16 protein-coding genes are annotated in these 21,657 nt (G+C 67.7%); 13 read left to right on the top strand and 3 right to left on the bottom strand.

Annotation, left to right across the window (positions count from 1 at the left end; genetic code table 11):
- Positions 1–148: 148 nt before the first annotated feature.
- A complete protein-coding gene (locus tag J7J08_RS01455) occupies positions 149–2,809 on the top strand; it encodes a hypothetical protein (protein WP_214900815.1) in 2,661 nt (886 codons plus the stop codon).
- A 47-nt stretch (positions 2,810–2,856) separates the two neighbouring features.
- On the opposite strand, the gene J7J08_RS01450 is transcribed toward J7J08_RS01455, so the two are convergent.
- The 3 genes from J7J08_RS01450 to J7J08_RS01440 form a co-directional block, all read right to left on the bottom strand.
- Positions 2,857–4,806, bottom strand: a complete 1,950-nt coding sequence (locus J7J08_RS01450) for a S9 family peptidase (RefSeq protein ID WP_214900813.1) — start codon at positions 4,804–4,806, stop codon at positions 2,857–2,859.
- A gap of 133 nt (positions 4,807–4,939) precedes the next feature.
- Complete coding sequence (locus J7J08_RS01445) at positions 4,940–6,925, bottom strand: prolyl oligopeptidase family serine peptidase (protein ID WP_214900811.1); 1,986 nt, start codon at positions 6,923–6,925, stop codon at positions 4,940–4,942.
- Positions 6,926–7,088: 163 nt separating this feature from the next.
- Positions 7,089–7,724: a LysE family transporter gene (locus tag J7J08_RS01440; RefSeq protein ID WP_214900810.1), complete on the bottom strand. Its 636-nt coding sequence runs from the start codon at positions 7,722–7,724 to the stop codon at positions 7,089–7,091.
- A gap of 131 nt (positions 7,725–7,855) precedes the next feature.
- On the opposite strand from J7J08_RS01440, the gene J7J08_RS01435 reads away from it, so the two are divergent.
- The 12 genes from J7J08_RS01435 (at position 7,856) to J7J08_RS01380 (ending at position 21,641) form a co-directional block, all read left to right on the top strand.
- Complete coding sequence (locus tag J7J08_RS01435; protein ID WP_214900808.1) at positions 7,856–8,761, top strand: LysR family transcriptional regulator ArgP; 906 nt, start codon at positions 7,856–7,858, stop codon at positions 8,759–8,761.
- Between the two features lie 90 nt (positions 8,762–8,851).
- Entirely contained in the window at positions 8,852–9,439 is a 588-nt protein-coding gene (locus tag J7J08_RS01430; protein WP_214900806.1) for a hypothetical protein, read from the top strand.
- A 215-nt stretch (positions 9,440–9,654) separates the two neighbouring features.
- Complete coding sequence (gene mqo, locus J7J08_RS01425; protein ID WP_251006341.1) at positions 9,655–11,415, top strand: malate dehydrogenase (quinone); 1,761 nt, start codon at positions 9,655–9,657, stop codon at positions 11,413–11,415.
- A gap of 315 nt (positions 11,416–11,730) precedes the next feature.
- Entirely contained in the window at positions 11,731–13,923 is a 2,193-nt protein-coding gene (locus J7J08_RS01420) for a TonB-dependent siderophore receptor (protein ID WP_214900804.1), read from the top strand.
- A 205-nt stretch (positions 13,924–14,128) separates the two neighbouring features.
- Positions 14,129–15,772 (top strand): malonate decarboxylase subunit alpha, encoded by a 1,644-nt coding sequence (mdcA, locus tag J7J08_RS01415; RefSeq protein WP_214900802.1) that lies wholly within the window; start codon positions 14,129–14,131, stop codon positions 15,770–15,772.
- A gap of 11 nt (positions 15,773–15,783) precedes the next feature.
- Positions 15,784–16,104 (top strand): malonate decarboxylase acyl carrier protein, encoded by a 321-nt coding sequence (gene mdcC / locus J7J08_RS01410; RefSeq protein WP_214900800.1) that lies wholly within the window; start codon positions 15,784–15,786, stop codon positions 16,102–16,104.
- Positions 16,101–17,009: a biotin-independent malonate decarboxylase subunit beta gene (locus tag J7J08_RS01405; RefSeq protein ID WP_214900798.1), complete on the top strand. Its 909-nt coding sequence runs from the start codon at positions 16,101–16,103 to the stop codon at positions 17,007–17,009. Before mdcC ends, J7J08_RS01405 begins: the two co-directional genes overlap by 4 nt.
- Positions 17,006–17,716: a biotin-independent malonate decarboxylase subunit gamma gene (gene mdcE, locus J7J08_RS01400; RefSeq protein WP_214900796.1), complete on the top strand. Its 711-nt coding sequence runs from the start codon at positions 17,006–17,008 to the stop codon at positions 17,714–17,716. Before J7J08_RS01405 ends, mdcE begins: the two co-directional genes overlap by 4 nt.
- Positions 17,709–18,443, top strand: coding sequence for a malonate decarboxylase holo-[acyl-carrier-protein] synthase (mdcG, locus tag J7J08_RS01395; protein ID WP_214900794.1), 735 nt, complete (start codon positions 17,709–17,711; stop codon positions 18,441–18,443). Before mdcE ends, mdcG begins: the two co-directional genes overlap by 8 nt.
- Positions 18,440–19,294, top strand: coding sequence for a triphosphoribosyl-dephospho-CoA synthase MdcB (gene mdcB / locus J7J08_RS01390; RefSeq protein ID WP_343237685.1), 855 nt, complete (start codon positions 18,440–18,442; stop codon positions 19,292–19,294). The genes mdcG and mdcB overlap by 4 nt, the downstream gene beginning before the upstream one ends.
- Complete coding sequence (gene mdcH, locus J7J08_RS01385; protein WP_214900788.1) at positions 19,291–20,211, top strand: malonate decarboxylase subunit epsilon; 921 nt, start codon at positions 19,291–19,293, stop codon at positions 20,209–20,211. The genes mdcB and mdcH overlap by 4 nt, the downstream gene beginning before the upstream one ends.
- Positions 20,212–20,297: 86 nt before the next feature.
- A complete protein-coding gene (locus J7J08_RS01380) occupies positions 20,298–21,641 on the top strand; it encodes an SLC13 family permease (protein WP_214900786.1) in 1,344 nt (447 codons plus the stop codon).
- Positions 21,642–21,657 lie beyond the last annotated feature (16 nt).

Genomic DNA, 21,657 nt, shown 5'->3' with positions numbered 1-21,657 from the left:
TTAACACCATCCGACCCAGTCACACATTTCCGGTGTTGAAACAAGTTGTAGATACACCCGTGTGACCGCTCACCACCATGGCGCTCCCAACGTGCAGACCTGCCCGACGCAGGTGCGCGTCTTCCCTGATGTGTCCATGGAGTTTTCAATGTCACCCGTTGTTCCCACCCGTCGGCCGCTGGCCGTGTTTGTCGCACTTGCCCTGTGCAGTTCCTTTGCCACCCCCGCTTTCGCCGACGACGACGTCGATTGCGAGGCCACGCCCGACCACCTGCAGTGCGACGACAGCGACGGTGAATCGCGCGGCATGAGTGGCTGGCTGATCGGTGGCCTGGCCCTGGCCGGCGGTGCCGCTGCAGCGGCGGGCGGTGGAGGCGGTGGAGGCGGTGGTGACAGTGGCAGCGGCGGCGGTGGCAACCCGCCCGGCAGCGAAGGCGGCCAGTACGGCGGCAACCAGCACCTTGCCGCCCCGGGCAGCGATGTGAACTGGGACCGCAACGTGGAAACCCGCGTGGTCGGCAACGCACGCAACGAAGGCACCCTGCATGTCACCGCCGGCACCCTGGCCGTGCGCAATGACGGGCATCTGCGCAACACCGGCACCCTGCGCATCGGCCAGGCTGCGCACCTGCTGCTGGAAAACGACGGCGAGTTGGAAAACCATGGCCGGCTGGAGCTGCAGGGCGAGCTGCGCCTGCAGCGCGACGGCAGCCTGGAAAACCATGGCACCCTGACCGCGCAGGGTGCCAGCATCGGTGTCGACGGCGACTCGGAGATTGAAAACCTGGGCAGCATGGACCTGCGCGATACCCTGGTGACCCTCACCGGCGAGAGCGAATTCGACAACGGCGAGCGTCGCCGCAACGCCAGCCTCATCGTCAATGGCGGCGGCTTTGCGCTGAGCGGCATGGCCGGGTTCGACAACCACGGCACCGTCACCGCCAGCGGCACCCTCAACCAGGGCGCGCTGGTGCATGCGGTGACCGCACGGGTTGGCAATGAGCGGGATCCGATCGAAGCGTTCGACAACCACGGCCAGATCACGCTGGACGGCAATGCCCGGGTGCTGACCCTGGTGGCCGACAGCCATGCCAGCACCGGCATCAACCGCATGGGCGGGCGGATCACCAGCAGCGCCCGCCATCAATCGGCGCTGCACGCCGAAGGCGGCCAGGCCACCCTGCTCAACCAGGGCACCCTGACCGTCACCGGCGAAGGCGCAGTGGCAATGTCCGGCGCGCGCGGTGCCACCGTGATCAACGACGGCGTGATCAACCTGGGCGTGGCCGGCGGCAACAACGGCCAGAACATGGTCGCGATGCAGTCCGACGGCTCGGCCACGCTCAACAACCGCCGTGGCGGCGTGATCAACATCCACGCCAACAACTCGCACGCCTTCAGCATGGGCGCCACCGGCGGCGGGCGGCTGATCAACAACGGGCAGGTCAACGTGTTCGGCACGGGCAGCAGCATCCATGCCGACCTGCCCACCCAGGACGCCGACCACCCAGCCCCGGACCTGGGCTGGCAGGCGCCGCGTGGCATCAGCGGCTATACCGTGGGCACCAACGCCGACGGCAGCGCCGGGCAGATGGTGCTGCACGAAGGCGGCGAACTGTCCGACGTCAACGTGGATACCGGCTTCACCCGCGGCACCGACGCCTCGCAGATCCGTCTGGAAAAGGTGTTCGTGGGCGCAGACGGCGGCGAGCACAACATCAGCAGCGCCACGGTGGTCTGGCAGGCCCAGGCCGAGCGCGACGCGGCAGGCAATGTCGACGTGGTGATGACCCGCAACGACTACCGCGAGCTGGCCGATGCCAACACACATGGCATTGCCGCCGCACTGGAAGCCGGCTACGCAGGCAATGCGCTGTACCACAGCCTGGAAGTGGCCAGCGCCGCCGAGTTCAACCACGCGCTGAACCAGCTGTCCGGTGCCGGCCTGGCCGTGGCCGGCATGCGCCTGACCGCCAACGGCGACGCGTTCTGGTCGAGCATGGCCCGCGCCACGCCCGCCAGCGGCTACCGCATGGTGGCCTTCGGCCCGGGCTCGGCCAGCGCCTCCGGCGTGCAGGGCGTGGGCACCGGCATGCAGATGGCGATGTCGCTGGGCGGCGGCCGGCAGTTGCAGCTGAGCACCGGCCTGCTCGGTTCGGACTTCTCCACCGATGGTGGCCAGACCCGCTCGCAGTCGCGCTTTGCCGGTATCGGCATGGCCCAGTCGATGGGGGCGTTCACCCTGCAGCACACGCTCGGCAACGAATGGCACCAGACCGACGGCCAGCGCCAGCTGCACTGGGGCAGCACGCGCGTCAGCGCACACAGCCAGCGCGCGCTGTCACGCGCCCGGCTGGGCAGCATGCTCAGCATGGAGCTGGGCGGCGCCGGGCTGCGTTGGCAGCCGCGCCTGGGGGCCACGGCGTACCACGCGCGCGAAGCTGCGTTCCATGAGTACGGCGCCGATGCGTTGGGCCTTTCGGTCGGCGCGGGGACGCGCAGCGGTGTGCAGCTGGAGCTGGGCACCGCCTTCAGCGGTCGCCTGGGCAAGGGTTGGACGCTGCGTGGTGATGCGGCGATGTTCGGGTCGGCGGCGTATCGCGCCGACATGCGCCAGGCGACGCTGCACGGCGCAGGCGACCATGCGTTCGCGGTGCCGGGGTTGGCACCTTCGGGGCTGGATTACCGGGTGATGCTCGGTGCGGACCTTCGCGTTCTGCGTGCCGATTTTGGCGGCGCCTTGATGGCTGAGCGGCTGATGGGCGTTCGCGACGTGCAGGCGCAGATGCAGGTGCGCATGGCGTTCTGACCGGGCGCGGTGTTACGCCGGGGGGCGGCAATGCCCCCCGGTGTCGGTTACGGCTGTGCCGGCGTCGAGGCCGACGCGGCCTGGCCGCCCAGGCTGCGCGACAGGAAGGCCAGCAGGCGGGTGTAGTACTCGCGTTGGTGTTCCTGGGTGTAGAAGCCGTGCCCCTCGCTCTTGTAGTACAGACTTTCGACCGGGCTACCGGCGCGGCGCAGCGCCGCTTCCATCTTCCTGGTGTGCTGGATCGGGGCGCGCTTGTCTTCGCCACCGGCCGCCAGGAACACCGGCACCTTCACCTGCCCCGCCAGGTTCACCGGTGAACGCCCAGCCAGCGCTTCCGGCGTGCCCAGCCAGTCGCGCAGGTAGGTCAGCCCGGAACGATCGCTCTGGATGTCGCCGCGTTCGAACATCAGCGGCAGGTCATAGATGCCCACGTAACCGGCCGCGCACTGGTATAGGCCGGGTTCGCGGATGGTGCCCATCATCGCGGCATACGCACCATAACTGGCGCCATAGATGCAGATGCGTTTCTCATCGGCGATGCCCTGCTCGATCGCCCACCGCGTGGCATCGGTCACGTCATCCTGCATGCGCAGGCCCCACTGGTGCCTGGCGGCAGCGGTGTGCGCGCGCCCGTAGTTGGATGAGCCGCGGAAGTTGATCTGCAACACCGCATACCCTGCAGCCGCGAGCAGCTGCGTCTCGTGCTCGTAGCCGCCGTCATCGAACACACCGATCGGTCCGCCATGCGGCACCACCACCATCGGCAACCTGCGCGCGTCCTTGCCGTTGGGCACGGTCAGGAAGCCATGCAACGGCAGGCCGTCGCGCGCCTTCAACGCCACCGGGCGCACCTGCGCGCTCTGTGACGGGTCGATCCAGCTGCTGCGGCTGGCCAGCAGCTTGGCCTTTTTCTCCATGGTGTCGTAGCGGTAGAAGTCGCCCGGGTTACTGCCCGACCAAGTCTGCGCCAGCACCACCCGCCCATCGCGGGTGCTGGAAGTGATGTACACCGGGCTGCGAAATGCCGCCTGCAGGCTGCGGTACAACCGCGCGGTGCTGGAGGTGTCGTCGAAGAAGCGCGCACGTGGCACGTCGCCGTAATACAGCGCGCCTACCGGCACGCGGGTGCCCGGCTGGTAAATCACCAGGCCCGGATCCACCACGTCATCGCGCAGCAGGGTGTGGCGTTCGTTGGTCTGCGGGTTCCAGCTCACGATGACATCGGGGCCATCGGTCTGCTCGATCCACAGGTAGGCCAGGCTGCCGTCGGCCGAGAAGCCCAGCGGCTTCTCAATGCGTTTGCTGATCGCTTCGTCGTTGAGCAGCACCCAGTCATCGCCGCGCTGCACCCGGTAGTACAGCTTCTGCACGTTGTCCGAGCCCGAACCGAGGGCGAAACGCACTTCACCCGTGTTGTCGGTGGTGAAGTAGGCGCCCTGCACGGGCGAGCGGGCCACGATGATCCGTCGCCCGGTGACCGCGTCCATGCGTTCGATGCGGGTGTATGGGTTCTCGGCGAACGGCCACACGGCAATCAGCACGTTGCGCTCGTCGTCGGCCAGCTCATCGGTAAGGAAGGCCGACACCTGGCTGTCGTTGAGCCCGCCGACGCGGTAGCCGACCAGCAGCTCGCCGCCCTTGCCATCGGCGTTGATGCCGTAAAGCTCGCCGGTCGGGCGGGGCTTGTCCAGGCGGCCCCACTTCTGCGCCAGACCGATCACCAGGCGCTGGTTGCTGACCCAGTCAAAGCTGCCGGCGTGGTTGTCGCGCGGCGGGCGGAACGAGCCGACCAGCGCCATGTCGGCCGTGCGCAGGATCGCGATGGCGGTCGCGTCTTCGAGCGGCACGCTGGCGGCCACGTAGGTGCCGTCGGGCGAAATCTTGATGTTGGTGAACGCATCGTCGCGCAGGTAGCGTTCCAGATCCACCGCGCCGGCCCCCGCCGACAGCAACGCACAGCCGGCGCCCAGCAACGCGGCCATCAGTTTCCTGCGCATCCTTCCCCCCTTGGTCCGGCCCCCCTGTCCGGGTTGCCGATTCTAGGCGGAACCGCGCACGCGGCGCCATCTGCCTGCCGCCATAAAGACAAACGGCACCCGCAGGTGCCGTTCGTGTTCACTGCCGCTCCGCTCAGGGCGATGCAGCAGCCACTGCGCCCGCCGTCTTGCCGCCCAAGCTGCGCGACAGGAAGGCCAGCAGCTTGCCGTAGTACTCACGGCGGTGCGGGTCGGTGTAGAACCCGTGGCCCTCGTTGGGGTAATACAGCGATTCGACCGGCGTTCCGGCCTTGAGCAGCGCCGCTTCCATGCGCTTGGTGTGTTGGATCGGGGCACGCTCGTCTTCACCACCTGCGGCCAGAAACACCGGCACCTTGATGCGCTCGGCGAAGTTGACCGGCGACACTTCCGCCACCTGGGCGGGGCTGCCCAGCCACTCCTTGAGATAGGTGCTGCCCGAGCCGCTGCGCTGCACGTCGCCAGTGGTATGCATCATCGGCAGGTCGTACACGCCAACGTAGCCGGCAGCGCATTTGTACAGTCCCGGCTCGCGGGCCGCCCCCACCATGGCCGCGTACGCGCCGTAACTAGCCCCGTAGATGCAGATCCGGGAGGCATCGGCGTGGCCCTGGGCGATCGCCCAGCGGGTGGCATCGGTGACGTCATCCTGCATCGCGCCGCCCCATTGCTGCGCGCCCGCGCTGCGGTAGGCACGGCCGAAGTTGCCCGAGCCGCGGAAGTTGACCTGCAACACCGCATAGCCGGCATCGGCCAGCATCTGCGCTTCCGTGTCGTAACTGCCGTCGTCGAACACGCCGAACGGGCCGCCATGCGGCACCACCACCATCGGTGGCCTCGCCCCGGCGGCGGCGGGTACGGTCAGGTAGCCATGCAGCTCCATGCCGTCGCGCGCCTTGAACACGAAGGGCTGCACCTTGGCGTTGCGCTCCGGGTCGACCCAGTTGCTGCGGCTGATCAGGTGGTCGGCCGATTTGGCCACGGTATCGAAGATGTAGAAATCGCCGGGGTTGCGCCCCGACCAGGTCTGCACCAGCACCTGGCGGCCATCGCGGGTGCTGGAGGTGATGAGCACCGCTTCGCCGGCGAAGGCCGCCTCCAGGCTGCGGTACAGGCGCGCGTCGGCCGAGTTCTCATCGAAGAAGCGGGTGCGCGGCTTGTCACCGAGGTACAGCGCCCCGACGGGAACGCGGGTACCCGGCCGGTACAGCAGCTCTGCCGGGTCCACCACCGGATCGCGCAGCAGGGTGGCGCGCTTGTCGGTGGTCGGGTTCCAGGTCACGATCGTGTCCGGGCCATCGGCCTGCTGCACCTTCAGGTAGGCGGTCCTGCCGTCTTCGGAGAAACCGAGCGCGGTTTCGATGCGCTTGGAAACGGCTTCGTCGTTGACCAGCTTCCAGTTGTCGCCGCTGGCCTCGCGGTAGTACAGCTTGTTGACGTTGTCGGTGCCGGCACCATGCGCAAAGCGGATCTGTCCGCTCGGGTCGCTGACGAAGCTGGCATTGCGTACCGGCGAGCGGGCCACGGTCTGGCGGCGGCCACTGGTGACGTCCAGACGGTCAACCCGGGTAAACGGGTCATTGGAGAACGGCCACACCGACACCAGCACATTGCGCTCTTCCTGCGGCATGGAATCGATCAGGAAGGCGGCCACCGCCTCGACTTTCTTCGGCTGGATCCGGGTGCCGGGGCCATTGCCTTCCACGCGGTAGCCGACCAGCAGCTCGCCGCGGCCGCTCTTGGCGCTCATGGCGTACAGCTCGCCGGTGAGCTGCGGCTGGTCGAGTGAACCGAACTTCTCGGAAAGGCCGATCAGGACGCGGTCATCGGTAACCCAGTAGAAACTGCTGGCATGGTTGTTGCGCGGCGGCACGAACGATCCGACCACCTTGCCTTCCTTTCGATCAAGGATGGCCAGCGCGGTGCGGTCTTCCATCGGCACGGTGGCGGCGTAGTACTGCCCGCCCGGCGACAGCTTGATGTCGTTGAACGTATCGCGCTTGAGATAGTGTTCCAGATCCAGGCCGGCAGCTGCCACCTGCCCCACCGGCGCACACAGCGCTGCCACGACGGCCAGGGCCGCCCATTTCGAGTACTGCATCCTTCCCCCTTCGTCCAGACGTCTTGTCCGTGATCCGGCGATTCTAGACAGTTCGGCGCAGGGCGGGCCAGTAGCGACGTTCCCGAACGTTTGCGACTCCAGAAAGAAAAATGGCACCGCGAACGGTGCCATTTGGACATGCATTGACGGAGAGAGAGAGAGATCAATGCACGCCGCGGAACGCCAGGCTCAGGGCCAGGATGGACAGGATCACGGCGATGCTGCCGTCGAGGATCCGCCAGGTACGGGGTTTGGTGAACAGCGGCGCCAGCATGCGCGCGCCCAGGCCCTGGGCGGTCAGCCACAGGCAGCTGGCGGTGACCACGCCGGCGGCGAAGGCCATGCGCGCGTTGCCGAAGTTGTCGGCGATCGACCCGATCACCATCATGTCCAGCCAGAAATGCGGGTTGATCAGCGAGAAGCCGACCGCGGCGGTGAGCACCGCGCGGCGCGAGCTGTTGTCGGTGTCGTCCACCTGCATGCCACCGGTACCGGCCAGCGCGCGGCGCGCCGACTGCCAGGCGTACCAGGCCAGGAAGGTGACGCCGCCCCACAGCACCACGGTGGTCAGCCACGGCAGCGCGCGGGTCAGCGTGCTCAGCCCGGCCACGCTGGCGAAGATGAAGACCGCATCGATCGCCGCGCAGGTCGCCACGACCGGCACGATGTGCCTGCGCAGGATGCCCTGGCGCAGGATGAAGGCGCTCTGCGCGCCGACCACGGCGAACAGGCCGATGCCGGCGGCGGCGCCACTGAACCACGCGGCCAGACCGGGGCCGCCGGAAATGAAGGAGAACATGGTTGCTACCTGTCGTGCGGGGGAGCGGTGCCTCGCCAAGGCGTACAGCACCGGATGGCGCGTATTGTCGCGCCGCAACATGAAAAAGTAGAGCTAAACTTACTTAACCATCTTTAGCGGAGCTTAATCCCATGCGCATCGACCATGCCCAGCTGCGCGCCTTGGCGGCGGTGATCCGCGAGGGCAGCTTCGACCGTGCCGCGCAATCGCTCAATGTCACTGCCTCGGCAGTGTCGCAGCGGGTCAAGGCGCTGGAGGACCGCGTCGGGCGGCTGCTGGTAAAGCGGTCCTCGCCCGCCGTGGCCACGCCGGAGGGCCAGGTGCTGGTGCAGCTGGCCGAGCAGACCGCGCTGCTGGAGCACGATGCCCTGCACCGCATGGGCATTGCCGATGAGGACCTGCCGCATGCCAGCATTCCGGTGGCGGTCAACCACGACAGCCTGGAAACCTGGTTCACCGATGCAGCGCTGCGCTTTGCCGGACAGACCGGCACCACCCTGGACCTGCGCCTGGAAGACCAGGACCACACCGTGGCCCTGCTGCGCCAGGGCGCCGTGCTGGGCGCGGTGACCACGCTGGACGAACCGGTGCAGGGCTGCCAGATCCATGCGCTGGGCAGCATCCGCTATGCGGCTACCTGCACGCCGGCGTTCCACGAAAAGTACTTTGCCAAGGGGGTCAACGCACAGTCCCTTGCCCAGGCCCCGGTGCTGGTGTTCAACCGCAAGGACGACATGCAGGCGCGCTTCGCCCGCAGGTTGGCCGGCGAAGACCTGCCGATGACCGCGCCGACCTGGTGGATTCCGTCCACGCGTGCGTTCGTGCAGGCCAACCTGGGCGGCCTGGGCTGGACCATGAACCCGCTGCCACTGGTGAAGCGGCACCTGGACGCCGGGCGGCTGGTGCTGATGAAGCAGCGCGCGTGGGAAGACGTGCCGCTGTACTGGCAGCACTGGAAGGGCGATGTGCAGACCATGGCGCTGTTGACCCAGGCGGTGCTGGCAGCGTCTGCGACGCTGGTGCGCAGGAAGCGTTGACGGGGACCTGGCTCGGCATCGGCACCGGTCTGCACGACAGGATGACCGTCGCCATTGCAGGATGGGACATCCCCGCCTGTTGGGTTGTCTATGGAATCGGACCCGGTCTACCTGCATATCCGCGTGGTGCTCAGCATCATCCTCGGCTTGAGCATTACCACCCTGGTCAGGGGCCTGGCCTCGATCATCGAGCACCCGGCCCGGCGCGGCGGGTGGTCGGGCATCCACCTGTGCTGGGTGCTGTGGACGCTGGTGTCGGTGGTGACCTTCTGGTGGTGGGAATTCCGCCTGGGCGAAGTGCGGCAGTGGACCTTCGGCCTGTACCTGTTCGTGATCGCCTACTGCGCCAGCTGGTACATGCTGTGCGTGCTGCTGTTCCCCGACGACCTGCGCGAGTACGGCAGCTACGAGCAGTACCTGCTGCAGCGGCGCGCCGGGTTCTTCGGCATGCTGGCCCTGGTGACGGTGCTGGACCTGGGCGACACCGCGATCAAGGGCCACAGCCGCTGGCAGATGCTGGGGGACGCCTACCCGTTGCACGCCGGGATCATGCTGGTGATCACCGGCATCGGCATCGCCAGCCGTTCGCGACAGGTGCACCTTGGCTTGGCGCTGGTGGCGCTGATCTATCAGTGTGGGTACTTCCTGGCGGAGTACTTCACGTTGGGGGTGGACTGATCGGGGCAGCCACGCAGGGCGTGGCTCTACGGTGCGGATTGGGGCAGCCATCCGGGAAAGGCGAGAGGTTCGGCCAGCGTGATGCTGCGTTGCACCAAATCCGTACCGGAAAGGGCTAAAATTGGAGCCCTGGATGCGCCAAGAGCCTGTTTCTTCACGCTTCTTCCCCGGAGCGTCGTCATCCTGCCCCCATCGCCCCATAAAAGAGAATTCCCATGACGAGATCGTCTGGAACGCCTTCGGACGGCGCAGCACCGCATTCCGAAGCACGCCCGGCCAAGCGTGCCGGTCGCGGCAGGATTGCAAAGACAGTCCTCGCCCTGTTCGCCCTGCTGCTGATCGCAGCGGCCGTGTTCCTGTACTGGCCCCTGCACCAGCGTTCGGTTCCGGCCGCGGGCAATGACAAGCCGGTCGACGTCGTGCTGGTCGGCGGCGGCATCATGAGCATTACCCTGGCCACCTTCCTGCAGGAACTGCAGCCAGACTGGAACATCCAGGTGTTCGAACGCCTCGACGGCGTGGCCCTGGAAAGCTCCGATGGCTGGAACAACGCCGGCACCGGGCATTCGGCCTTCGCCGAACTGAACTACACCCCGGAACTGCCCGACGGCAGCATCGAGACCAAACGCGCGGTCAGCATCGCCGAGCAGTTCGAGATCTCGCGCCAGTTCTGGTCGCACCAGGTGAAGGAAGGCCGGCTGAGCCAGCCGACCGATTTCATCAACGCCACCCCGCACATGAGCTTCGTGTGGGGCGATGACAACATCGCCTACCTGCACAAGCGCCAGCAGGCATTGGTCAAGAACCCGCTGTTCTACGGCATGCAGTACTCCGAAGACCCGGCGCAGATCAAGGCCTGGGCCCCGCTGCTGATGGAAGGCCGCGACCCGAAGCAGAAGGTCGCCGCCACCTGGATGCCGCTGGGCACCGACGTCAACTTCGGCGTGATCACCCGCCAGCTGACCGCCGGCCTGCAGCGCAACCCGAATTTCAGCCTGCACCTGGAACATGAAGTACGCGCGCTGCGCCAGAACGACGACAAGACCTGGAACGTCACGGTCAAGGACCTCAACGCCGGTACCGAGTCCACCCTCAAGTCGCGCTTCGTGTTCATCGGCGCCGGCGGCGCCGCGCTCAAGCTGCTGCAGCTGTCGGGCATTCCCGAATCGAAGAACTACGCGGGCTTCCCGGTCGGTGGCCAGTTCCTGGCCTTCAAGTCCCCGGCCATCGCCAGCCGCCACAGCGTCAAGGCCTATGGCATGGCCGAAACCGGCTCCCCGCCGATGTCGGTGCCGCACCTGGATGCGCGCAAGCTGGACGGCAAGCCGGTGGTCCTGTTCGGGCCGTTCGCTCTGTACAGCACCAAGTTCCTCAAGCACGGCTCCTGGTTCGACCTGTATTCCTCGGTCAACCACAACAACGTGGCCGGCATGCTCGACGTGGGCCTGGAGAACCTGGACCTGGTGAAGTACCTGATGGGGCAGGCCCGCCTCAACGATGACGACCGCCAGGCCGAACTGGTCAAGTATTTCCCCAATGCCAAGCGCGAAGACTGGGTGCTGGTGACCGCCGGCCAGCGCGTGCAGATCATCAAGCGCGACCCGGAAAAGGGCGCCGTGCTGCAGTTCGGCACCGAGGTCGTGACCGACAAGGACCACACCCTGGCCGCCCTGCTCGGGGCTTCGCCCGGTGCTTCGACCTCGCCGCCGATCATGCTCGACCTGCTCAAGAAAGCATTCCCCGAACAGATGGCCGCTGGCTGGGAAGCGCGCCTGGCGCAGATCGTGCCGTCCTATGGGCGCAAGCTCAATGACAGCCCGGCCCTGACCAACGAGATCCGCCGCCAGACCAGCGACGCCCTGCGCCTGCCGTTCCTGGATGTACCGGCCGAGACCAGCCCGGCGGTGATGATGACCCCGCCGCCGGCAGCGCCGGTGGAGAAGCGCAACAAGGATGAGGAATTGCAGGCGTTGTAAGCGTGCAGCGGAGAGCAGCGGGGCAGAGCCCCGCTCTACGAGAACCGGCTTCGGCCGGTTTTTTTTGCCTTCCCCACCGCCATCGCAATGTGTGGGGGGCGCGGGAAGGCAGGGGGTAGCGGGGCCTTGAGCAGCAGGAGCTGCGAAGAGCTCCATGGATGGATTCACGCGTGCCCCGCTACCCCCTGCCTTCCCGCGCCCCCAGCTTGTAGAAGCGAATAGCCGCGCTCTGAGCGCGTTAAATATTTGTAATTCTAATGCGAACGATTTACATTTGCGTTCCGTTGTGCACCCCACCTGCCGCTGAGACCGCAAATGTCCTTCCGTCCCCTCCCCCACGTTTCCGTCCGCCGCGCCCCGCTCGGGCTGGCCCTGCTTTCCGTGCTGTCGTTCGCCGCGCCCCTCGCGCAGGCTGAAACCGCCGACGCCGCCAGCGACGCCAAGACCCTGGACCAGGTGAACGTCGTCGGCACCCAGCGCGCGCCGTCCAGCACCACCCGCCTGCCGATCAGCCTGCAGGAAACCCCCCAGTCCTCCACCGTGCTTGGCCTGCAGCGCCTGCAGGACGAAGCACTGTTCAGCATCAATGACGTGCTGCGTAATGTCACCGGCGTCAGCGTCTCCTTCTACGACACCCAGCGCCCCCTGTACTACGCCCGTGGCTTTGCCATCACCGACTTCCAGGTCGACGGCATCCCCACCTACAGCGGCTCCACCAACCAGGAATACGATACCGCCTTCTACGACCGCATCGAGGTCATCCGCGGCGCCAACGGCCTGCTCAGCGGTGCCGGCATTCCTTCCGCCACCGTCAACCTGCTGCGCAAGCGCCCCGGCAAGGACTTCGACGCCTCCGTTGCCGTCAGCGCCGGCAGCTGGGACTTCCGCCGCATGGAGGCTGACGTCAACGCACCGCTGACCGCCGACGGACGCTTCCGCAGCCGCGTCGTTGCCGCCTATACCGACCGCGAGCTGTATTACGACCGCTACCAGGAAGACAAGATGGCCGGCATGGCCGTGCTGGAAGGCGACCTCACCGACAGCACCACGCTCAGCGTCGGCTACCAGACCCAGGACAACAACCCGGTCGGCTCCACCTGGGGCACCGTGCCGTTCTTCGACAGCCAGGGCAACTTCGCCCACCTGCCGCGCGAAACCAACCTCTCGCCCAGGTGGAGCTACTGGCAGCGCGAAACCAGCACCGCCTTCGCCAACCTCGAACAGCGTTTCGGCGAAAACTGGCTGTTGAAGATCAACACCGCCTACACCCGCGGCAACGTCCAGAACGTACGCCTGTACGGCACCGGCGAGCCCGACCCGGCAACCGGCGCCGGCATCTTCCTGCGCGCCGCCGCCGGCGATTCCGAAGACACCCGCCGCAATGTCGACGCCTACCTCAGCGGCACGTTCTCCCTGTTCGGCCGCGAACACGACCTCACCGTCGGCGCGCAGTGGGCCGACCTGGAAGGCACCACCAATACCATCGCGCTGAACTATCCGAGCGACTGGGCACGCTGCGGCAGCGAACGCTGCTACTACATCCCCAATGTGTACAACTGGAACGGCGACATCTCCGAGGTCACCTACACCCGCACCGGCACGCGTCGCGTCGCCCACACCACCCAGAGCGGCTTCTACCTGGCCACCCGCCTGCGCCTGGCCGACCCGCTTTCGCTGATTGCCGGTGCGCGGCTGAGCCGCTGGGAAACCCTGACCCGCGCCTACAACGCGGCTGGCACCTACACCGGCACCAGCGGCCAGTACAAAGTCACCGACGAGGTCACCCCGTACGTCGGCCTGGTCTACGACATCACCCCGAACGTGTCGGTCTACGCCAGCTACACCGAAATCTTCAATCCGCAGAACTACAAGGACCGCAACGAGAACCTGCTGGCCCCGGTGCAGGGCTCCAACCTGGAAGCCGGCCTGAAGACCCAGTGGTTCGATGGCAGGCTGACCGCCAATGCCGCCGTGTTCGAAGCCAAGCAGGACAACTACGCGGTGCGCGACATGAGCCTGCCCGATGGTTCGCTCAGCGACGGCAGCTCGGCCTACATCGGTGTCAACGGCACCAAGGCGCGTGGCTGGGAAATGGACATCAACGGTGAAGTGCTGCCGGGCTGGACGGTGAATGCCGGCTTCACCCACGTCAAGGTGACCCGCGCCGCCACCGACATGCTTTACGCCAACCCGCCAGAAGACCTGCTGCAGCTCAACACCAGCGTGCGCCTGCCGGGCGTGCTGGAGCGCCTGACCGTGGGCGGCGGGTTCTCCTGGCAGAGCGACGTGGAGGGCTACAACATCCCCTACCCGCTGGGCGGCACCCGCACCGTGAAGCAGCCGGCCTACATGCTGGTCAACCTGCACGCCAACTACGCCATCAACGACAGTTGGACCGCATCGCTCAACGTGCGCAACGCGCTGGACAAGACCTACTGGGCCAACCTGGACTACAACAACTACGGCGAACCGCGCTTCGTGTCGGCAAGCCTGCGCTGGAAATTCTGACCCCATGACGTAGAGCCAGGCCCTGCCTGGCTGGGCGCGGGGTCCGATCGTGCAGCCACGCAGGGCGTGGCTCTACGGTTGTTGTCCCATGCATGAGCAAGGCCGCGCCGATCTCACGTCGGCGTGGCCTTTTTTGCTGCGCCGCAAGTTGCAACGCCCATCATAATTATGGCGTAATTACCGAAACGTCCTTCGGAACCCCGCCATGACCCCCATCTGGGATACCCGGGAACGCGGCCGCCAGGCCCGGCTCGAACGTGCCGCCCCGTTCACACGCGGCCATGTCGCGGACGCCGCGGACGTCATCACGCTCCTGCACGCCGTGCTCGAACCGGGCGACAAGGTCTGCCTGGAAGGCAACAACCAGAAGCAGGCCGACTTCCTCGCCCAGTGCCTGGCCGACCTCGACCCGGAACGGGTCCACGACCTGCACATGGTGCAGTCGGTACTGTCGCTGCCCTCGCACCTGGACGTGTTCGAGCGCGGCATCGCCTCCCGGCTGGATTTTTCGTTCTCCGGCCCGCAATCGGTACGGCTGGCCAACCTGGTCGCCGAAGGGCGCATCCAGATCGGCGCCATCCATACCTACCTGGAACTGTTCGGCCGCTATTTCATCGACCTCACCCCGCAGGTGGCGCTGGTCGCCGCGCAGGCCGCCGACCGCCACGGCAACCTCTACACCGGCCCCAACACCGAAGACACCCCGGTGATCGTCGAAGCCACTGCCTTCGGCGGCGGCATCGTCATCGCCCAGGTCAACGAGATCGTCGATACCCTGCCCCGTGTCGACATCCCCGCCGACTGGGTGAACTTCGTGGTGCAGGCGCCGCGCCCGAACCATATCGAACCGCTGTTCACCCGCGATCCCGCGCAGATCTCCGAGATCCAGGTGCTGATGGCGATGATGGCCATCAAGGGCATCTACGCCGGATACGGGGTCAACCGGCTCAACCACGGCATCGGCTTCGACACCGCCGCCATCGAACTGCTGCTGCCCACCTACGCCGAATCGCTCGGGCTCAAGGGAAAGATCTGCCAGCACTGGGCGCTCAATCCGCACCCCGCGCTGATTCCCGCGATCGAATCGGGCTTCGTCAAATCGGTGCACTCCTTCGGCTCGGAGCTGGGCATGGAGAAATACATTGCCGCGCGCGGCGATGTGTTCTTCACCGGCGCCGACGGCTCGATGCGCTCCAACCGCGCCTTTTCGCAGACCGCCGGCCTGTATGCCTGCGACATGTTCATCGGCTCCACCCTGCAGATCGACCTGCAGGGCAACAGCTCAACGGCCACCCGCGACCGCATTGCCGGCTTCGGTGGCGCCCCCAACATGGGTTCGGATGCACGCGGCCGCCGCCATGCCAGCGAGGCCTGGCTCAAGGCCGGCCAACAGGCGGCGCGGCCGGGTGAGATGCCGCGCGGGCGCAAGCTGGTGGTGCAGATGGTGGAAACCTTCCGCGAACACATGGCACCGGCCTTCGTTGATCGCCTGGACGCGTGGGAGCTGGCCGAGCGCGCCGACATGCCGCTGCCGCCGGTCATGATCTACGGCGACGACGTCAGCCACGTGCTCACCGAAGAAGGCATCGCCAACCTGCTGCTGTGCCGGACCCCGGCGGAACGCGAACAGGCGATCCGCGGCGTGGCCGGCTACACCGCCGTCGGCCTGGGCCGCGACCGCGCCATGGTCGAGAACCTGCGCGACCGCGGCGTGATCCAACGCCCGGATGACCTCGGCATCCACGTGCGCGATGCCAGCCGCGACCTGCTGGCCGCGCGTTCGGTGAAAGACCTCGTGCGCTGGTCCGGTGGCCTGTACGACCCGCCCAAGCGCTTCCGCAACTGGTAAGGGAACCTGCCATGGAAACCCTCGACTATCGATTCACCGGCACCCAACCCGTGCGCTTCCCCACCGATGCGGTGCTGGTCGGCGTGCTCGCCTCGGGCAACCTGGAAGTCCTGCTGGAGCCGGCCGCGCTGGACGGCGCGATGGCGGTGCGCATCATCACCGCCGCGCGCGGCTTCGGCACGATCTGGGAAGCGGTGATCGCCGACTTCGCGCGCCGCCACCCGCTGCGCGATGTGCAGGTGTCGATCAACGACGCCGGTGCCACCCCCGCCGTGGTAAGCCTTCGCCTGGACCAGGCGGTGGAAACCCTGCGCGCAGGAGACGGTGCATGAGCCTCGCCCATCGCCACAGTTACTACGAAGCCGACGCCCGCGAGCGTCTCGCCGCCCTGCTCGATGCCGGCTCGTTCAAGGAACTGCTCGGGCCGGCGCAGCGCGCGACCAGTCCGCACCTGGCCCAGCTGGACCAGCCGGCCGCGTTCGACGATGGCATCGTGGTCGGCGAGGGCCAGTTGCGCGGCAAGCGCGTGCTGGTGGCCGCACAGCAGGGCCAGTTCATGGGCGGCGGCGTGGGCGAAGTGCACGGGGCAAAGCTGACCGGCCTGCTGCAGCGTGCCACGCAGACCCGCCCCGACGGCGTGCTGCTGCTGCTCGATACCGGCGGCGTGCGCCTGCACGAGGCCAACGCCGGGCTGATCGCGATTTCCGAAATCATGCGCGCGGTGCTCGCCACGCGCGCCGCCGGCGTGCCGGTGCTGGCCCTGGTCGGCAGCGGCAACGGCGCCTTCGGCGGCATGGGCATCGTCGCGCGCTGCTGCACCACCGTGATCATGTCCGAGGAAGGGCGGCTGTCGCTGTCCGGTCCGGAGGTGATCGAGACGGTGCGCGGCGTGGAAGAGTTCGATTCGCGTGACCGCGCCCTGGTGTGGCGGGTCACCGGCGGCAAGCACCGCTACCTGATCGACCAGGCCCAGGTGCTGGTGCCCGATGCGATCGAGGCGTTTTCCCAGGCCGCGTTCGACGCACTGCAGCCGGACACCGCCAGCACCGACACCGATACCGCACTGACCGCATTGCAGGCCCGGCACGCCGCCCTGCAGGCGCGCGCGCAGGCGTGGGGCGATTGCCGCGACGGGCTGGAGATCTGGGCGCGGCTCGGCATCGACGATCCACAGCGGCTGCCGCTGCTGGACACCGACGACTTTCTGGCCGCCACCTCTGACCGGAGCCTGCCATGACCGCGCCGCTCGCTACCCTGCTCGACACGCTGTTTCCACGTGGGCATGTGGTTACCGTCACCGGATCGGTGCTGACCGGCACGGCCACGACCGACGACGGCGAGGTGACCGTGATCGGCACCACCGACAAGATCGAGGTGGGCGTGGACCACGCGCTGGTGCTGGCCGAAACCGTGCTTGCCAGCACCCGGTCGCACCCGCAGCACCCGATCGTGATGCTGGTCGACACCGCCGGGCAGCGCCTTGCGCGCCGCGACGAGCTGCTCGGCATCAACGGGTATTTCGCGCACCTGGCGCAGACCCTGGACCTGGCCCGCCGGCGTGGCGCGCGCCTGGTCACGCTGGTCTACGGCGAGTCGGTGAGCGGCGGGTTCCTGTCGTTCGGGCTGATGGCCGACCATATCCACGCGCTGCCCGATGCGCAGGTGCGGGTGATGGATCTGCGCGCGATGGCACGGGTGACCAAGCAGCCGCTGGAGAAACTGCAGGCGCTCAGCCAGAGCTCGCCGGTGTTCGCGCCGGGCGTTGAAAACTACGTTGCGATGGGTGCGGTCGAGTCGGTGTGGAACGGCGACCTCGCCGCCCAGCTGCTGCAGGCGCTGCGCACGCCCGCCGACGGCGACCGCCGCGCGCAGCGCGGAGCAGAGCGTGGCGGTCGCACGCTGGCCGCACGCGTGGCGGCCCAGGTAGCCGCCGGCGATGTCTGACCGGCTCGCCCGGCACACGCGGGTCTGGCTGTCGGCGCACGCCGATTGGCGGGCCGACGTGGCCTTGCACGAGCCCCGCCTGGTGGAATGGTTCGCGCGCGGCTGGCCGGCGGTGGTGGCGCGCCGCGCCGCCGATGATCCTGATCCCCGCATGCGCCTCGGTGTTCCCCTTCCCCCCGCCGAGGGCAAGCAGCGGCTGGCACTGCGGGTGCCGGTGCAGGACATCGTGCGGCAGGCGCCGCCGCTGGCGCTGGCCGAGGTGATCGCGCGGCCGGACCTGCCAGCGGAATGGCGGTTGCCGCTGCAGGCGATGGCGGCGATTGCCCCGGCGCGCGTGTTCGGTGCGTTCGCCTGGCAGGCACTTACCGGGCTGGCATATGTGCATGCGCGCTCGGACGTGGACCTGCTGTGGGACATCGCCGATGCCGACGCTGCCGAATACCTGGTGGAGCGGCTGCGGGCATGGGAGCAGACGTTCGCGCGGCGGGTGGATGGTGAGTTGTGCCTGCCTGGCGGCGCGGCGGTGAACTGGCGCGAATATGCCGGGGCGGCGCGGGAGGTGCTGGTGAAACGCGTGGATGGGGCGGTGCTGGAAGCGCGGGAGCGAATATTTGGTTCACCGGGTTTCGCGGGGAGATCACCCGCACGTAGCGACACGCCATGCGTGTCCAACGCCATCCACCCGAAGAACAGCCAGTGCCACCAGGGTGCGGCGGTGCGCACGTGAGCGCGCTGCTTCTGCCTGGTGCTTCCGCGCCTCCGCGTGAAGTGGTCGCACGGCTCGGGCGGCTGGCCGTTGCAAGCCTGCATGCGGAACTGGCGCTGGCGCCGAAGCCAGGCCTGGTGACACCATTCGATAGCGGCAGCCATGCGGACATGGATGCCGAAACCTTCCTGCGCAGCCTGTCTGCGCTGCGCCAGTATTTCCACGACGTTGCGCTGGCCGGTGCGCAGGACGCCCCGTTCGCGCAGTTGCGCACCCATGGTGTCGCTGCGGAAGCGGCGATGCTGCGCGCCACCGGCGGCATCAATACCCATCGCGGTGCGATCTTCAATCTTGGGCTGCTGGTTGCAGCGGCGGCGGCCTGCCGGCGCATCGACGCCGCACCCAGCGGCGAGCAGGTGTGCGTGGCCGTGCAGGCCTGGTCGGACGCGCTGCAGGCGGCACCGCTCGATCCCGACAGTCCCGGCCAGCGCGCACGCGCGCAGCATGGCATTGCCGGCGTGCGCGAACTGGCCGCGGCCGGTTACCCGGTGCTGCGCACGCTCGCGCTGCCGACCCTGCGCCACGCGCTGGCAGCGGGATTGGCGCGCGAGGCGGCGTTGTGCCATACCCTGATGACGCTGGTGGCCGAACTGGAGGATGTGAACCTGCTGCACCGGGGCGGTGCCGGGGGCCTGCGCTGGGCGCGCGCGAATGCCGCCGCCTTCCTCGCCAACGGGGGAGCCTTCGCGCCCGACTGGCACGCGCACCTGCAGCGGCTTGGCAACGCCTTCGTCGCGCGCCGGCTCAGCCCGGGTGGCAGCGCCGACCTGCTGGCCTGCAGCTGGTTCCTGCTGCAGCAGGAGGCGTCATGAGCCTCGCCCTGCTCTGCCCCGGGCAAGGCGCGCAGCACCCGGCGATGTTCGACCGGTTGCGCGATGTGCCCGCCGCGCACGATGTGCTGGAAGCCTGCCGCCGCGTACTAGGTCGCGATCCGTTCGAGGCGGCCGCCGCCGACGACCGTTTCGACAATGCGCAGGCGCAGCCCTTGTTGTGCGCGGCCAGCGTGGGTCACTGGCTGGCCCTGCGCGAGCGCCTGCCCACGCCAACGCTGATCGCCGGTTACAGCATCGGCGAGCTTGCCGCGCATTGCATCGCCGGCAGCATGGGCCCCGGCACCTGCCTGGCACTGGCCGCCCAGCGGGCGCAGCGGATGGACAACGCCAGCCCGCGCCATGCCGGCATGCAGGCCATCCTGGGGTTGCAGCGCCCGCCGCTGGAGGCGTTGTGCCAGACCCATGGGGTCTACATCGCCATCGCCAACGGCCAGGACCATTTCATCGTCGGTGGCACCCTGGAACGCCTGCTGGCAATGGCCGACGCCGCACGTGCGCTGCGCGCCGAGATACGCCCGTTGCCGGTGCATGTACCCGCGCATACGCCGTTGCTGGCCAGCGCGGCGGACAGCTATGCACGGGTGCTGGCGCAGGCACCGCTGCAGGTGCCGCGCGTTGCAGTGCTTGCCGGCATCGATGCGCGCCCGGTGCGCGACCACGCCGCGCTGGTGCACACGCTGTCGGCGCAGCTGGCGCAGACCATCGAATGGGCACAGGTGATGCGCCAGCTGTTCGAGCGCGGCGCGCGCGTGTTCCTGCAGCTGGGGCCTGGCACCGCGCTGGCGCGCATGGTCGCGGCCGATTACCCGTGCTGCGAGGTCCGCGCGGTTGAAGAATTCCAGCACCTGGACGGTGCGGCGAACTGGGTACACAACGCCCTGGACCGTTTGCAATGAGCGGTTGGCTCCACCTGTAAGACGTCAGCCCGGGGATGGCGGGTTTCCATCCGTGCCGTAGCTGCATCACGTGTCTGGGAGGGCGCATGAGTCCACAAATCGCAACGATCATCGGTCTGGTGATCATGTTCATCATCGCCACCGCGCTGCCCATCAACATGGGTGCGGTGGCCTTCGCGCTGGCGTTCATCATCGGCGGCATGGAGGGCAAGGAAGTGCTCGGCGGGTTCCCCGGCGACCTGTTCCTGACCCTGGTCGGCATTACCTACCTGTTCGCCATCGCGCAGAAGAACGGCACCATCGACCTGCTGGTGCACTGGGCGGTCCGCGCGGTGCGTGGGCGGATCGTGGCCATTCCGTGGGTGATGTTCGTGGTTACCGCCGTGCTCACCGCCTTCGGCGCGCTGGGCCCGGCGGCGGTGGCGATCATCGGCCCGGTCGCGCTGCGTTTCGCCAAGCAGTACAACATCAACCCGCTGATGATGGGGCTGCTGGTGATTCATGGCGCGCAGGCCGGTGGTTTCTCGCCGATCAGCGTGTACGGCAGCATCACCAATGGCGTGGTGCAGAAAGCCGGGCTGGAAGTGACCGAGATGGCGGTGTTCCTGACCAGCCTGGGCTTCAACGTCATGATGGGCATGATCTGCTTCTTCGCCTTCGGCGGCATTGCCCTGATGCGGCGCGGTGCGGTGACCGTTGGCGGCGGCGAGCTGGCCCTGGCCGGCGGCCCGCAGGCCTCGTCGCGGCAGTTCGCGATCGAAGGCCACGGCGCGCTGGTGTCGGCCGGCGGCGGCACGCTGTCGAACGATCCGGAGGCGCTGGAGGCCGTCGGCGTCACCCGCGAGCGCTTGTTCACCCTGGTCGGCCTGCTCGGCCTGGGTATCGCCGCACTGATCTACAACCTCAACGTGGGGCTGGTGTCGATCACCGTGGCGGTGGCGCTGGCGCTGTTGTCGCCGAAAAGCCAGAAGGGTGCCGTGGATGGCATCAGCTGGTCCACGGTGCTGTTGATCTGCGGCGTGGTGACCTATGTGGGCGTGCTGGAAAAGGCCGGTTCGGTGGACTTCATCGGCAACGGCGTGTCCAACATCGGCATTCCGCTGCTGGGGGCGCTGCTGGTCTGCTACGTGGGAGGCATCGTCTCGGCGTTCGCCTCCTCGGCGGCGGTGCTGGGCGCGACCATTCCACTGGCGGTGCCGTTCCTGCTGCAGGGCCACCTGGGCGCAGCAGGCGTGATCTGCGCGTTGGCGGTGTCGTCCACCATCGTGGATGTCAGCCCGTTCTCGACCAACGGTGCGCTGGTGGTGGCATCGGCCGCCAAGGAAGAGCGTGAATCGCTGTTCCGCCGGTTCCTGGTCTACAGCGGGTTGGTGGTGGTGTTCGGGCCGCTGCTGGCGTGGTTGCTGTTCGTGGTACCGGGCTGGATGTGAGGTAGCGGTGCCGGCC

It is taken from the genome of Stenotrophomonas sp. ISL-67, assembly GCF_018612915.1.
Lineage (GTDB): Bacteria > Pseudomonadota > Gammaproteobacteria > Xanthomonadales > Xanthomonadaceae > Stenotrophomonas.
This window is presented reverse-complemented; position numbering and strand designations above follow the sequence as displayed.

Bases quoted from the DNA above. Each gene is read 5' to 3' on its own strand.
- J7J08_RS01405 (WP_214900798.1), top strand. From the start codon at position 16,101: ATGAGCCTCGCCCATCGCCACAGTTACTACGAAGCCGACGCCCGCGAG.
- mdcG (WP_214900794.1), top strand. From the start codon at position 17,709: ATGTCTGACCGGCTCGCCCGGCACACGCGGGTCTGGCTGTCGGCGCAC.
- J7J08_RS01455 (WP_214900815.1), top strand. From the start codon at position 149: ATGTCACCCGTTGTTCCCACCCGTCGGCCGCTGGCCGTGTTTGTCGCA.
- J7J08_RS01435 (WP_214900808.1), top strand. From the start codon at position 7,856: ATGCGCATCGACCATGCCCAGCTGCGCGCCTTGGCGGCGGTGATCCGC.
- mdcC (WP_214900800.1), top strand. From the start codon at position 15,784: ATGGAAACCCTCGACTATCGATTCACCGGCACCCAACCCGTGCGCTTC.
- J7J08_RS01430 (WP_214900806.1), top strand. From the start codon at position 8,852: ATGGAATCGGACCCGGTCTACCTGCATATCCGCGTGGTGCTCAGCATC.
- J7J08_RS01420 (WP_214900804.1), top strand. From the start codon at position 11,731: ATGTCCTTCCGTCCCCTCCCCCACGTTTCCGTCCGCCGCGCCCCGCTC.
- J7J08_RS01450 (WP_214900813.1), bottom strand. From the start codon at position 4,806: ATGCGCAGGAAACTGATGGCCGCGTTGCTGGGCGCCGGCTGTGCGTTG.
- mqo (WP_251006341.1), top strand. From the start codon at position 9,655: ATGACGAGATCGTCTGGAACGCCTTCGGACGGCGCAGCACCGCATTCC.
- mdcA (WP_214900802.1), top strand. From the start codon at position 14,129: ATGACCCCCATCTGGGATACCCGGGAACGCGGCCGCCAGGCCCGGCTC.
- mdcE (WP_214900796.1), top strand. From the start codon at position 17,006: ATGACCGCGCCGCTCGCTACCCTGCTCGACACGCTGTTTCCACGTGGG.
- J7J08_RS01445 (WP_214900811.1), bottom strand. From the start codon at position 6,925: ATGCAGTACTCGAAATGGGCGGCCCTGGCCGTCGTGGCAGCGCTGTGT.
- J7J08_RS01440 (WP_214900810.1), bottom strand. From the start codon at position 7,724: ATGTTCTCCTTCATTTCCGGCGGCCCCGGTCTGGCCGCGTGGTTCAGT.
- J7J08_RS01380 (WP_214900786.1), top strand. From the start codon at position 20,298: ATGAGTCCACAAATCGCAACGATCATCGGTCTGGTGATCATGTTCATC.
- mdcH (WP_214900788.1), top strand. From the start codon at position 19,291: ATGAGCCTCGCCCTGCTCTGCCCCGGGCAAGGCGCGCAGCACCCGGCG.